The sequence below is a fragment of the Photobacterium carnosum genome, from assembly GCF_002849605.1.
GTDB classification, from domain to species: Bacteria; Pseudomonadota; Gammaproteobacteria; order Enterobacterales; family Vibrionaceae; genus Photobacterium; species Photobacterium carnosum.
The window spans coordinates 1-14,588 of the sequence record NZ_NPIB01000036.1 but is presented as its reverse complement, the minus strand read 5'-3'; the positions used below and the strand labels follow the sequence as shown (position 1 = coordinate 14,588).

Below are 14,588 nucleotides of genomic sequence, written 5' to 3'. Positions count from 1 at the left end.
TCCACGCCCATAAAAAATAACAATAAGTAGACGCAAGACATGCATGATATTTTCATTGATTTGCTTGATAGTGCCATTTCTGATTTTGAATCTTTAAATAACATTTGGTTTGCAGGGGACTCGTTACCACCGCTAGAATCAAGCTATCAAGTTAACTTTCCACGGCTTGAACTGGTCTTTAAAGGCCGTTATGCCAATACCTTTGATAACCAACAATCAGATGTTACTAATATTACATTAGGTGTCGGCGAAGCATTATTCATTCCAGCCAACGCTTGGAATAAACCCGACTGGCAACACGAATGTTCAGTATTAAGTTTATTATTTGGTAAAAGTCAGCTTGGTTTTAGTTTGGTCAGCAAACGTGAAAATGAAGACGGTTTTTATGATGTTCAGAAATACAGTGTGCCACAGCGTAGCAGCCATGCTATCGATCATATTCTCAATGCATTATCAAGTTTGACCCACGAAAAGAAAAGACAGCCAGCTGATAAATTTTTATTAATGGCACTACTATGCTACTGCAAAGATATGCTTGAAATGCCAACCACTGACTGCACCCGCCGCAGCCAAGATTTATTCAAAGGCATTTGTATTTACGTTCAAGAAAATTTTCATCGTAATATCAACCGTAACACCGTAGCAGAACGGTTTAATATTTCACCAAATCATCTATCACGTTTGTTTCGTCAAGAAGGTCATATGCGGTTTGCTGATTATATCGCGTGGGTACGTTTAGAGCGGGCAAAATTCATGCTAAAACGCTACAATTTCCGTTTAGAAGAAGTGGCAAATCGTTGCGGTTATCATGATTCTAATTATTTTTGTCGTGTGTTTAAACGTAAAACAGGTAAAACACCCACAGAATATCGGGTTCATTAACGATGCCTATATAGTATAAATAAGTGAATGTTTATATTCTGTTTTTATATATACCCATTACAACTAATAAGCTTAATATGCTGTTATTTTAATGGGAGATAAAAATGAAAAAATCACTGCAAGCCTTGATCGTTCTTTGCGCATGTAACATTAGCTTCTCTGCTTTTGCTAATACAACATCAGCCACGGAATCACCATTATCAATTCCATTTTCTCAGCAAATTCATCGTTATCAATATTCCGGTGTCGTTCACAACGATGTTACCAATGACTTCAGTTTCTATGGTCACCAAGGCCAGAAAATCACAACACTAGTCACAACTGATAGTGCGAAATTATGGGTTACCATCAAACACCCACAAATGAAACAAGCGGTCGATATTTCCGCCATTTCGACTAACCCTAATCAACGCGATACCTATACTCTACCTTTTACGGGTCAATACCATCTTAGTATTGGTGAATATCATGCCATCAGTAAACGTAATTCAAGCCAAAACTACACCCTAAAAATCACCTTGAATTAAGATTTACAACAGCATGAAACAAATGACATCGAAATCAATAAATCTCGATGTCATTTTTTTTAATCAAGCATAATGACAAATAGTCCCCACCAGCCATATCCTCAACCTATCACAGAGTATTTAACACGGTCACATATCCATCAATTGGGTACATAAATCCAGTTACAACGCCTTTTGTCCACTGCTAATTTTTTAACGAGCGTAATACACTCTTACTTTATTCGCGCAGTTGACAGGAGTCTCACGTGTCGCATATTTCATTAGATGGTCAGTGGCTACTCACTTCCCCACAGCATTCACATATTTCTATTCCATGCGCACTGCCTGGCGATGTACATTCAGCACTCATTCAAGCGGATTTACTGCCACAACCTTATTTCGGTTGTAATGAAGAATTAATTCAATGGGTCGGTGAAAGTGAGTGGCAACTAACAACAGACTTCACACTCACAACCGAGCAACTGACTGCAACCGCCATCGATTTGAATTTGTCGTTTGTTGATACCATGGCTATCGTTAGCATTAACGGTACTCAGGTATTAACCTGCAGCAACATGTTCCGTCTTTATCAGGTTAATGTTCTGCCCTACCTACAACAGGGTGTGAACCACATCAGTATTGCATTAGCGCGTAATGATAGTGAAGCACAGCGACGTGCAGAAAAACTACCTTTCCCCGTGCCATGGGCGGTCGGTAATAATCAAATTCCACACATGAATACTCTGCGTAAAACCCAATGTCACGCAGGCTGGGATTGGGGCATTTGTTTATTATCAACAGGGGTATATAACTCACTGACACTCACCCCGGTTTATAACACTCGCTTACACCATGTTAGAACCCAACAAGCATGGCTACCCAATGGCGATTGTGAAGTCACCGTTAACATTGATTGCGAAGTACTGAAGAACTGTACGGAGCAAGCACTTGAAATTAACTTTGATAAGCAAGTACACACTATCGTTATAGATAATACAAACAATGGCATTCAAACTGTTACCACCATTATTGTTGTGAAAAATCCACAGCGCTGGTGGCCTGCGGGTTATGGCGAGCAGCCATTGTACCCATTAACAGTTACGCTTAATAATCACACCATCACCAAAAAACTTGGACTACGTGAACTCACATTAGATACACAAACTGATGCTATTGGTAGTGCAATGACATTTGTGGTTAATGGCAATGCGATCACCGCCAAAGGTGCCAATTGGATCCCACTCGATGCCCTACCCAGCCGTCAAACGCCTGCACGTTATCGTCAACTATTAGAAGATGCAGTTGCCGCTAACATGAATATGATCCGTGTATGGGGTGGTGGCATGTATGAGCATGATATTTTTTATGAGTTGTGTGACGAACTCGGATTATTAGTGTGGCAAGATTTGATGTTTGCTTGTGCCTTGTATCCATCAACCCCTGAGTTTTTAGCCGATGTTGAATTAGAAATTGTTGACCAAGTAAAACGCCTAGCGGATCACCCCTCACTGGCATTATGGTGTGGTGATAACGAAGTCATTGGCGCGATTGGCTGGTATGACGAATCTAAACACAATCGTGAAAAATACGTAGTGAATTACGACCGTTTAAATCGCATGCTGCAACAAGTGGTTGAACAGTACGATCCTAGCCGTCGTTTTTGGGCAAGCTCACCGTGTAATGGCGAACTCGATTTTGGCGATGCATGGCATGACGATAACCGTGGCGATATGCATTTCTGGGATGTGTGGCATTCTGGCAAATCGTTTGATGCTTACCACAATGTTAAACCGCGTTTTTGTTCTGAGTTTGGTTATCAATCATGGCCATCATTGCCTACGGTAAAAACCTTCGCCGACAGTGAAGATTGGAATGTCACCTCGCCGACATTTGAACAGCACCAAAAGAACGGTCGTGGTAATAGCATTATGACCGAAATGTTTACCCGCTATTTCCGCTTTCCGGTTGGGTTTGCCAACATGTTGTATTTAAGCCAAGTACAACAAGCGATCGCTATTAAAACAGCGACTGAGTTTTGGCGCGCTCATAAACAACATTGCCGCGGTATTCTCTATTGGCAACTCAATGACTGCTGGCCGGTGAGTTCATGGTCAAGCATTGAATATACCGGGCGTTGGAAACAACTCCATCATCACGCAAAACGTTTCTTTGCCCCTGTGATGGCGACATTTATTCAACAGCCGCAGCAACCTCTAACACTGCATGTGGTTAATGATCATCATCAACCGATGCCCATTAGCGGAACAGTGATCAAGGCAGATTGGCAAGGGAATGTCCTCGCCACATGGCAGCTAGACACCCAATTAGCTACTGACAGCAGTGACATTGTATGGCAAACAGAAGACATCTTAACCGCCTCTGAAACTAAACAGGTGTTTTACCATGTTAGTTTAACGGCCGCTGATGGCAGTGTGACTGAAAATACACATTACCCATGCTTGTTTAAACACGCACAACTGCAAAATCCAACCATTAACACAGAATGGCATCAAGATAATGAGACGATTTGGCTAGAACTCGACACTGACTACCCGGCATTATTTGTTGAGCCACAACTTGAATGCCAAGGTCGCTTTAGTGATAGCAGTTTTACTTTATTACCAAGCCATATGACAGGTGCTAAACATCGCCTTTATTATATTGGTGACTGTGATCTTAAAACATTAAAACAGCATTTAACCTTATATCATCTTCGAGGAACCTATTAATTTATAAAGCATCCTAAATAATATAAATAGAGCAAACAGATACGCATATTTTTATATGTGTATCTTGTTACGACTGTTATTTATTAATAAACATTCTCTATTTTCATCATGTTTATATGGAATTTATCTCTACATTTATAATAAGGAATTTTCATGATCATAAATAAAGCACATTCTTTAGCATTAATCACGTTAGCAACATTGTGCGCTCCAACCACGTTTGCAGCAGAAAAAAATCAATTAACGATTGTGGCTGATTTTTATCCCACTATGATCCGTAACTTTAATCCTTATCTAGCAACCAATTTACGTACCACAACCGATTTTATTTATGAGCCGTTAGTTGTTTTTAACCAAATGCATGGCAATAAACCCGTGATGCGGCTAGCGAAAAACTACTATATGTCTGACGATCTGAAGCAAGTGACGTTTGAAATTCGCGACGGCGTAAAATGGTCAGATGGCACGCCATTTACCGCTGATGATGTGGTGTATTCATTCCAACTTATTCATGATAAACCAGAGCTTGATCCGAAAAGCATGGATCGCTGGATAAAAAGCATCCACCAGCAAGATAACAAGGTTATTTTTGAATTAACTGAAGCCAATTCTAATCTGCCGTTTGAAATTGCTTCGATTCCTATTGTGCCAAAACACATTTGGAAAGATATTGAAAAACCTGAATTATTTACTAATGAAAACCCAGTAGGCTCTGGCCCATTTACTGAAATCGATACCTTTACACCACAGCTTTATGTGCAATGTCGTAACCCTAATTATTGGGATAACGACAACCTTGAAGTCGATTGCTTACGCGTACCGCAAATTGCCAATAACGATCAGCTATTAAACAAAATCATTAAATCAGAATTGGATTGGACTAGCGCCTTTATTCCTGATGTTGATGCCCTGTATGTAGCTCGTAATCCTAATCATAAATACTGGTATCCTGCGGCAAGTACCCAATCTTTTATGATGAATTTCAAAACGCCGCACCCAGGTAACAATGAAGCGATTAATAACCTTGATTTCCGTCGCGCGTTATCAATGGCAATTGATCGCCAAAAAATCATTGATGTCGCTTTTTATGGCAACGGCATCGTTAATGACTACGCATCAGGCTTAGGCAAAGGCTTAGAATTCTGGGCTGATAAAGATATTTACAACCAATACAAAGGCTTTAACACTTACAACATTGATAACGCCAAAGCATTGTTAGCAAAAGCGGGCTTTAAAGATATTGATGGTGACGGTTATGTAGAAACCCCAACCGGTAAAAAAATAGAGATAGCGATTCAATCACCAACAGGTTGGACTGATTTCAACAACACCGTTCAACTTGGGGTTGAGCAGTTACAAATAGCCGGTATTGATGTCAAAGCAAAAACCTCTGACTTTGCGGTGTATAACCAAGCCATGACCAATGGTACTTATGATATGGCTTACACCAATTACTTTAATGGTGCCGACCCTTACCGTTACTGGAACAGCGCCTATCATTCTCGTTATCAAGAAGGCACGAGCATGCCACGTTTTGCTATGCACTTCTTTAAAAACGCCGATTTAGACCAATTGCTGGATAATTTCTACAAAACTGCGAATCAGGATGAGCAAATGGTTATCGCCCATAAGATTCAAAAAATCATTGCTGAAAACCAAATCACTATTCCAGTCATGTCTGGCGTTGATGTTTATCAATTTAATGAAAGTCGTTATACCGGTTGGTGGAGTACAGAAAATCCTAAAGGCCGTCCTTTAGCATGGGCGGGAGTACCTGAGCGTTTATTGCACGTATTAGATTTAAAACCCAAAGCGTAATAATAACCATACCGTTATCTTTTGATGGCGGTATTTATTTCGCTGTGATGTCAGTCTGAATATATAACACCACTGTTATTTACTTAACGGGCGTTTTTAATATTCAGACTAATTAAATCGAATATCTTTATTAGGAATAAATACGATGGGCTTTTTCTTTCGTCGATTATCATTTTATTTTGTCGCGTTATTATTTGCAGCCACATTAAACTTTATATTGCCTCGCGCCATGCCTGGTGATCCAGTTACGATGATGTTTGCTAATGCCACCTCTCATGTTAGCCCTGAACGTATTGAAGCCATGAAAAAGCTGCTTGGCTTTGTTGATGGTCCTTTATATGAACAATACTTTTCTTATCTTGCCAATATATTTACCGGACAATGGGGAACCTCCATTAAGTTTTATCCGTTATCGGTTAATGATCTACTTGGTAGTGCCATTGGCTGGTCATTATTTCTCACAGGAACCGCGGTTGTTTTATCATTTTGTATTGGCTCGGTAATGGGTGTTTTTGCCGCGTGGCGTCGAGGTAGTTATTACGACACCTTTATTTCACCAAGTACGCTGGTGGTGCAATCTATCCCGTCAGTGGTTATTGCGATGCTGGTGATGTTCACCTTTGCCATTGGCTTAGAATGGTTCCCGATTGGCAATGCTTACACCTCTGGCACTACGCCTGATTGGTCAAGTTGGGCGTTTTATAAAGATGTGATGTATCACGCTGCCCTGCCGTTGTTATGTGCCACCGTCAGTCAAATTGGTGGCTTCCTCATTAGCATGCGTAACAACATGATCAACCTATTAAACGAAGACTTTATCACTATGGCAAAAGCCAAAGGATTAAGTGAGCATCGAGTTATTTTTAACTATGCCGCTCGTAATGCCATGCTACCAAGCGTGACCGCATTATCAATGGCCTTAGGTACTGCAATCAGTGGTCAGTTAATTGTTGAAATGATCTTTAACTACCCCGGTCTTGGGACGGTGTTATTAAACGCTATTCACGCCCGTGACTACCAAGTATTACAAGGGCAACTATTATTAATGACCTTGTTTATGTTGTTCTTTAACTTTATGGCTGATCTGTTAATTGTTTTCTTAGATCCCCGCCTACGTACTGGAGATCGATAACATGAAAGGCATTATTCAATTATTAATTCGTAACCCTAAGTCATTAACTGGACTCTGTATTTTAGTCATGTTTGTGTTGGCGGCTATTTTTGCGCCATTGATCACTGATCACGCCCCAGATAGAGGTACGGGAAACCCTCATGAATACCCTGCTTTTGTGGTAAAAGCAGCGCAAAATAACCCTGATGGCTGGATCGCAACTAACTTAGCCACCAATAAACGTACCTTGTTAATGTCAAAAAAAGCCGATCATATTCTAGGGACTACCCGCATGGGGCGTGATGTGTGGTCACAATTAATTTATGGCGCACGTACTTCACTGGCCGTTGGTTTAGGTGCCGGTATTTTAGTGTGTTTTCTGGCAACCTTAATCGGTGTTTCAGCTGGATATTTTGGCGGTAAAGTTGATGAAATTTTAACGGCCGCCATGAATATCATGTTGGTGATCCCACAATTACCGCTGCTATTTATTATTGCTGCATTTATTGGTCAGGCGGGGCCATTTACGATAGCGATTGTGATCGCCATTACTTCATGGGCATGGGGCGCGCGGGTGGTGCGATCTCAAACTTTATCCTTACGCGAAAAAGAGTTTATTCGTGCCGCAGAAGTATTAGGTGAATCACCATGGCGCATTATTGCCGTTGAAATTCTGCCTAACTTAATGTCGATTGTTGGTGCTAGTTTTATTGGTTGTGTACTGCTCGCAATCATGACCGAAGCCAGTTTATCGTTCCTTGGCCTTGGTGATCCAAATGCCATCAGTTGGGGCGTGATGTTATATAACGTCCAAACTTCATCGTCGATGCTGATTGGCGCATGGTGGGAAATACTTGCACCGTGTATGGCGCTGATTTTTATCGCTATCGGTTTATCGTTATTAAACTTTGCCGTCGATGAAATTGCCAACCCTCAGTTACGTTCCCACAAAGGCATGCGTCGTTGGCAACAGCGCAGTGATGCAACCCTTATCGAGACTCAAACCGAAATGCCTCACCCTATCGCAGATGGTGGAATCAAATAATGAATAGTAACCCATTAACTTTAACTTTTAGTCGTGAGCATCAATGCGATCAATTAACGCGAACGCTTCATCTAACCTTGGGTGAACATTCAACATTAACCGTTAACCAAGATGTGAGTGATTTTAATGCTGAGATCAGTAAGCGCGTTATTGCTGTTGCTGATATTCAAGATGTTGGCTATTTAATCGCGACCACATTTACGCAAGCGACCACACTTCAATTGTGCATAGATGTCGATATTGCCGCTCGTTTTGAACGTCAGCAATGGCTGAAATGGCTCTCTTTTGGTTTGGCGTTATCAGATTATCATTATCGCCACAGTAACAGCCCATTATTAACCCCAACACTGGCAGATTTCACCTTATTAAATGCTGATGCTAGTGATAACACAGCGTTTGAAAATGGTAAAATTCTTGCTCACAGCCAATTGATTGCACGCGAGTTAACCAATAAACCGGGAAATATTCTATATCCACAATCCTTTGTCGAAGCTGTAGAAGCATTAGCGATTAACAATATTGAGTTATCTTATCTCGATGATGCAATGATGCTTAAACAAGGTTTTGGCGGCTTAATGAGTATCGCCCAAGGCAGTGATCGCGAAGCACGCTTGTTATGCCTCGACTATCATCCTCAAGATCCCAAGTTTACCGTCGCTTTAGTCGGTAAAGGTGTCACCTTTGATTCCGGTGGTATCAGCATTAAACAACCGCGTTATATGAGTACAATGAAAGTCGATATGGGCGGTGCAGCGGCGGTTGTTGGTGCACTTAATGCTATTGCGCAACTGCAATTACCTATTCGAGTGATTGGCTTATGTGGCTTGGTTGAAAACATGCCGTCAGGTAAAGCCATTAAACCCGGTGATGTGGTGACGATGCTCAATAAAACCAATGTTGAAATCATCACCACCGATGCCGAAGGGCGAATGGTGCTAGCGGATGTATTGCACTATGCTCAGCAGCACTACCAACCTGATTATTTAGTCGATATTGCAACCTTAACGGGCGGTACAGGCATTGCGCTTGGTAAAGCCTATGCCTCATTAATGGGTAATGATAATAACTTGATTGCGAATGCTCAAACAGCAGGTCAAGCATGTTCTGAACCGTTATGGCCAATGCCGACGGGTGGCATGTTTACCACCGCACTTGAAAGTGACTTTGCTGATCTGCGCCACGGTAGCGAAGAGCCTGACGGTAGCCCGTGTGTTGCCGCTACCTTTTTAGAACACTTTATTCAACCTGATCAAAAATGGATCCATATTGATTCAGCCGCAATGTCACTCGGCATGAATCACCGTAAAATTTACCCTAAAGCTACAACGGGCTACGGCACTTTATTATTAACCGAGCTTTGCCAACAATTGATCTTGCAAGATCAATTGCACCAATAACAAGGACGTTAAACATGATCTTATTAGCAAACTCAGAAGCCTACCCAGGCATTGAAGCATCAGCACGTCGCCTGCAAGCTGGTGAAGAAGGCTTACGGGCTTTAGTTGAAGGCATTAAGCTGGTGGAATTAGATCCACGTGTACGTACCGTGGGTTATGGTGGCTGGCCTAATGTATTAGGTGAAATGGAATTAGATGCTTCGGTAATGGACGGTGACAGTTTACGCACTGGCGCTGTTGGTGCGTTAAAAGGTTACATCCACCCAATAGAAGTCGCCTATAAGGTGATGACTGATCTCAATCATGAAATTTTAGTTGGTGAAGGTGCGGCTATTTTTGCCAATGAAATTAATGCTGTTGCGGGTGATAACCTCATCGAAGATTCAAAGCAAGTATGGTGGGAAAAGCTAAAGCAAGCCATGACACCTGAGCAACAAGCAGCATTTCCTAATGTACCTCTTGCGCCATTATCAAACAATGCCACCGATCCTGAACGTGTACGTGACACCACCGTTTTTTTAAGCAGTGATATTAATAACAAAATTACCGCCGCCACATCAACCTCTGGTTGGGCATGGAAATACCCGGGGCGGTTAGGTGATAGCCCAATTATTGGTGCTGGCTCTTATGCCGACAGTCGTTACGGGGCTTGTGCGTGTACCCATACAGGGGAAATGAGTATTCGTTGTGCAACTGCGCATGCGGTAGTGCTGTATATGAAAATGGGCATGAAACTTGATGATGCCGTCTATGAAGCCATTCAAGATCTTGATTATTTAAAAGATGGCTATACTGAAGGCGTCACTATTCATGCAATTGATTGCCACGGTAATCACAAAGTGGTGAGCTTAAATTGTCCGGGTAATATTACTTACTGGTTGTGGCAAACAGGCATGGATAAGCCAGAAGAGCGCCAAGCTGAAGTGATCATGACTAAGTAATTATTCTCACCGAAAAGAGAATACAGCCACACTAAGATCAACAACACCCTGCTAAGATCATACTTACAGGGTGTTGTTATATACCAACGACCATTTCATTATTTACATTTATTAAGTACAAATCCCCACAGCTTTTGCCATATCACATCGAGTTGATTATAAGGCACATAATCATAACGAAAGGCTTTGCTATCATCTTCTGCAATACTTTTTACATACTGCTTATTATCGGTAGTGACAATTTTCGTAAAACCACGCGTATAAGGCGACACTTCACGTTCAAGAAAACGTAAAGCTTGGCGAGGATCCGCCGTCACTTTTATAATATCAGGATGATGAGATAGTCCATGAGTGATCTTTAACTTAAACCTTGTCATTGTTGCCGTCCTGGAAACGATTGAGATACTCAACAACCGCGAAAATGGAAATATAAAAAAGAAATTCAAATAAAATATACTCGCTCTTGTTTCTTTTAAATATCAGCAATATGTTTCAATTTGTATGAAAGATCGAAAGTTGTAACAAAGGCGATTATTAAATAATAATACACGGAATATTCTTAACAATAAGCCAAACTAACCCGCTAGATTAACGAAAAACCCCCTTTTTTATTACCATAAAGTAACTCAGATTATGCCTTTATCTAATACCACCATGATTATGCTGTAGTGTATTTATTCTCGATGGTTGTAATGACGATAAGACTAACAGCACAATTTTATTTTTCTCGCATAAAAAAGCCGTTATATGCATAAACATATAACGACTTTTTTAATTAACTGAAAATCCCTCTCTAGCCCTACAAGCTATAAAGGTAATTCTTAGCGTAAAGCAGCCATTGCAGCTTCATAATTAGGTTCATGTTTGATCTCAGCAACACGTTCACTGTAAGTCACTTGACCATCTTCATTTAAAATAATCACAGCACGTGCAGCTAAACCTTTTAATGGCCCTTCATTAATATTTACACCATATGCTTGTGTAAACAGAGGCTCGCGGAAAAATGATGCTGTTTTAACATTTTCAAGCCCTTCAGCAGCACAGAAACGACTTGCGGCAAAGGGTAGATCGGCTGAAATACAAAGCACAACTGTATTATCAATATCAGTCGCCATTTTATTAAATGCACGCACACTCATCGCACAAACAGGTGTATCAACACTTGGAAAAATATTTAAAACAACTTTTTTTCCTTTAAGTGACGTTAATGTTAAATCACTAAGATCTGCACCACAAAGTGTAAACTCTGGCGCTTGTTGTCCAACGAGTGGAAATTGACCTAATACTGATAGTTTTTTACCTTCGACAGTTACTGACATAACATTCACCTTATTTATTATTTTTAAATTATTTATCACATTTAAAGTGCCAAAATATACTGTGCTACTTTTATCAATATAACAACCCTTAAAAATTAAATACATACGCCAAAGGGATGTTTATAATGAAGAATAAAATATAAACCACATATAAAAAGTGGCATTAAAATAAGAACCAAAAATAGATAACCAAATGAAAATAAACAATTTAATCTTATTGCATAGAAACTAATATTAACATAAAAACCAAAAGAAAAGAGAATGATAACTATTATTAAAAACAGCGATAACACAAAAAAGAATGCAATATGGCTGGTATCTAGCCTTATATTAATCAATATAGCAGTGTGGATTGTTGCGGTACTTGCCTTCTATCAACACCCCACAATGCTAGGTATGTCATTACTCGCGTGGTCTTTAGGTTTACGCCATGCCGTCGATGCAGACCATATTGCCGCCATTGATACCACTACTCGAAAAATGATGGAACAGGGCAAAAAACCCATCACCATTGGTACTTTTTTCTCATTAGGTCATTCAACTATTGTAATGTTAGCGGCGGCAGCTATTGCATTAACCGTTGGCACATTTAAGTCAAAAATCCCTTTTATCAGTGATATTGGCGGCATTATAGGCACCAGTGTTTCTATTCTATTTTTATTAATTATGGCTTATATCAACCTTAGAATTTTTCTTTCTGTCTATAAAAAATTCAATGCTTATAAAAAAGGTGTTCGTCCAACAGATGCGGATTTAAATATTCAATTAAGCGGTCCATTAAATAAACTATTCCATTTTTCATTTAAATTTATCAATAAAAGCTGGCACATGTATTTTATTGGTTTTCTGTTTGGCTTAGGCTTTGATACCGCTACCGAAATTACCTTATTAGCACTTTCAGCGACTAATGCTTCTCAAGGAATGAATATTTGGCTGATCATGATCTTCCCGATCTTATTTACTGTCGGCATGTCGTTAATTGATACTCTAGATAATCTAGTTATGATCGGTGCTTATGGTTGGGCATTCTCAAAACCGTCGCGTAAGCTTTACTACAACATGACCATTACGGGCATTTCTGTGATTGTGGCGTTGATCATTGGTGGCTTAGAAGCATTAAGTGCTATCGCATCAAGTTTGAAATTAAGCGGCTCGTTTTGGGATGGCATTAATACCATGACCGATCATTTTGGAATGGTTGGTATTGGTGTTATCGCGATATTTGTTGGTTGCTGGGTTCTGTCGATCATCAATTATAAGCTACGTAGTTACGACAAACTTGATCAGCCAATTTAGTGTTTAATTAACGTTAATAACTCTCTTTTCTAGCCTATAACGGTCGTACTCATTGCGACCGTTGTGTTATCTAAACAACCTTGTTTTTATTAAATAAAACCAAGGTGATAAGTAATATTCTAGATTTATTTTAAATCTACCTCGCATACAAAAATACCGTCACGATGGACGGTATTTAACATGAACGTTTTATGTGTACTAGATTAGCAAACTAACTAATTTTTTAAACTTTACTTAATATAATCATGAAAAATCTTGTACTAAAATATTAGTATAAAAAAGTCTTCCAAAATTATTATGCGCTGGCATTTGACATAGACCTTGTGCTTCATCAAAAACTTGAAGTGTAACTAAAATATCAATTATACCCAAAGATGCTAATTCATGGATTGCATGACGTTCCACACCACAAGAATTTCCGAAACGATAATATGAGTGTATTTGCTCTATCAAATAATTACTTAATCTACGTAATGCAAAACAATAAAGATCGTAAGTTCTCCGATCAATACATCCAAGAACATATAACTTAAAAGCTCGACCTAAATAAGTACAAGATTGAGACCTATCTGCATTATCAATAAATGATAAAATTATTTCACTAATTTTTTCTTTATCATTTTGGTTAGTAAAATTTTCATCAATAAATAATTTTCGTTTATCTTGTGATAAATCATCAATTTCACGGAGAAAAGCTAGTATTTTCCTTGCGAATAAATTAGCACGAATACTATCACCAGCCTTGTATAAAGAAATAGCTGTACCAATAATAGGAATATCTTTTAAAACACTATCATCTATAACTGCATCAAGTGCTGTTTCTCCTATTTTATCAAAAAGATCATGACTATTATTACTTTTAACAAAGGACTTAAATAGATCTTTACTCATCAATGACATAAATTATTCCTTACTTTTTTGATAGTTAGCTATTTTCTTTTATCCATTCTTCTTTTTGTTTATTGATTCTAGTTAATAATTTTTCAGGGACGTCTCCATTTATTACTTCGCTAAATGAACACGTACAATCTTTTATATTTTCTTTATTTGAATAGAAATCAATAATATTTTTTACTGTATATACTTGCCCGTGTCTAATAACATGGCATTTTCTTGAATTCGGAGATAAAGAACTTAACCAAAGAAATCTGATATCCATATTATATTTCTTTGCATCCTCTTCTGCTAACTGTAACCTTTTAAGTCTAAGCTTGTGAATTTTCATAGTATTCTCTCCTTGTGATACAGATCACATCCACTTTAAATTATTAATGTTTTCTATTCTTATTTTTTGATTGCTCTAATTTAGCGCGAAATAAACGATTATCATGACTTGTCTTAAATAACTATTCCGCATTGATTTAAGGCTATTTTTAATGAGTCATCTAATACAAACTCACCAGTGGTAGATCCGCCTTGAAGTGGTCAAGTAAAACTGTACACCTTTATAGGTGTTTAAATTAAGCGGCTGCTTCCATCACCACTGGCGGTAAATAGTTGTTATAACTATGGCCCCGCTTAGTGTTGTAATGCTGCAATATATA

General features: G+C 39.2%; 13 protein-coding genes. 9 read left to right on the top strand and 4 right to left on the bottom strand.

What is annotated here, in order from left to right:
- Positions 1-39: 39 nt before the first annotated feature.
- From CIK00_RS19685 to CIK00_RS19650, 8 genes are all read left to right on the top strand, one after another.
- Complete coding sequence (locus CIK00_RS19685) at positions 40-882, top strand: helix-turn-helix transcriptional regulator (protein WP_101770262.1); 843 nt, start codon at positions 40-42, stop codon at positions 880-882.
- A gap of 104 nt (positions 883-986) precedes the next feature.
- The gene (locus CIK00_RS19680; RefSeq protein WP_101770261.1) at positions 987-1,409 is read left to right on the top strand and encodes a hypothetical protein; all 423 of its coding nucleotides are present in this window, start codon (positions 987-989) and stop codon (positions 1,407-1,409) included.
- Between the two features lie 245 nt (positions 1,410-1,654).
- Positions 1,655-4,117, top strand: a complete 2,463-nt coding sequence (locus CIK00_RS19675; protein WP_101770260.1) for a beta-mannosidase — start codon at positions 1,655-1,657, stop codon at positions 4,115-4,117.
- A 153-nt stretch (positions 4,118-4,270) separates the two neighbouring features.
- Positions 4,271-5,935 (top strand): ABC transporter substrate-binding protein, encoded by a 1,665-nt coding sequence (locus CIK00_RS19670; protein ID WP_045038519.1) that lies wholly within the window; start codon positions 4,271-4,273, stop codon positions 5,933-5,935.
- 145 nt (positions 5,936-6,080) lie between these two features.
- Complete coding sequence (locus CIK00_RS19665; protein ID WP_101770259.1) at positions 6,081-7,067, top strand: ABC transporter permease; 987 nt, start codon at positions 6,081-6,083, stop codon at positions 7,065-7,067.
- A gap of 1 nt (position 7,068) precedes the next feature.
- Entirely contained in the window at positions 7,069-8,091 is a 1,023-nt protein-coding gene (locus CIK00_RS19660; RefSeq protein WP_101770258.1) for an ABC transporter permease, read from the top strand.
- Positions 8,091-9,488: a M17 family metallopeptidase gene (locus tag CIK00_RS19655; protein ID WP_101770257.1), complete on the top strand. Its 1,398-nt coding sequence runs from the start codon at positions 8,091-8,093 to the stop codon at positions 9,486-9,488. Before CIK00_RS19660 ends, CIK00_RS19655 begins: the two co-directional genes overlap by 1 nt.
- Before the next feature lie 14 nt (positions 9,489-9,502).
- Entirely contained in the window at positions 9,503-10,429 is a 927-nt protein-coding gene (locus CIK00_RS19650; protein ID WP_045040840.1) for a N(4)-(beta-N-acetylglucosaminyl)-L-asparaginase, read from the top strand.
- 98 nt (positions 10,430-10,527) lie between these two features.
- Here CIK00_RS19650 and CIK00_RS19645 read toward each other — a convergent pair whose 3' ends face one another.
- Entirely contained in the window at positions 10,528-10,806 is a 279-nt protein-coding gene (locus CIK00_RS19645) for a hypothetical protein (protein ID WP_101770256.1), read from the bottom strand.
- Positions 10,807-11,250: 444 nt separating this feature from the next.
- Positions 11,251-11,748: a thiol peroxidase gene (tpx, locus tag CIK00_RS19640; RefSeq protein ID WP_101770255.1), complete on the bottom strand. Its 498-nt coding sequence runs from the start codon at positions 11,746-11,748 to the stop codon at positions 11,251-11,253.
- Between the two features lie 261 nt (positions 11,749-12,009).
- On the opposite strand from tpx, the gene CIK00_RS19635 reads away from it, so the two are divergent.
- Entirely contained in the window at positions 12,010-13,044 is a 1,035-nt protein-coding gene (locus tag CIK00_RS19635; protein ID WP_167388588.1) for a HoxN/HupN/NixA family nickel/cobalt transporter, read from the top strand.
- Between the two features lie 243 nt (positions 13,045-13,287).
- On the opposite strand, the gene CIK00_RS19630 is transcribed toward CIK00_RS19635, so the two are convergent.
- Together CIK00_RS19630 and CIK00_RS19625 are read right to left on the bottom strand one after the other, a co-directional pair.
- On the bottom strand, positions 13,288-13,944 hold the full coding sequence (locus CIK00_RS19630; protein ID WP_101770254.1) for a hypothetical protein: 657 nt from the start codon (positions 13,942-13,944) through the stop codon (positions 13,288-13,290).
- Positions 13,945-13,969: 25 nt separating this feature from the next.
- Positions 13,970-14,269, bottom strand: coding sequence for a hypothetical protein (locus tag CIK00_RS19625; RefSeq protein WP_101770253.1), 300 nt, complete (start codon positions 14,267-14,269; stop codon positions 13,970-13,972).
- Positions 14,270-14,588 lie beyond the last annotated feature (319 nt).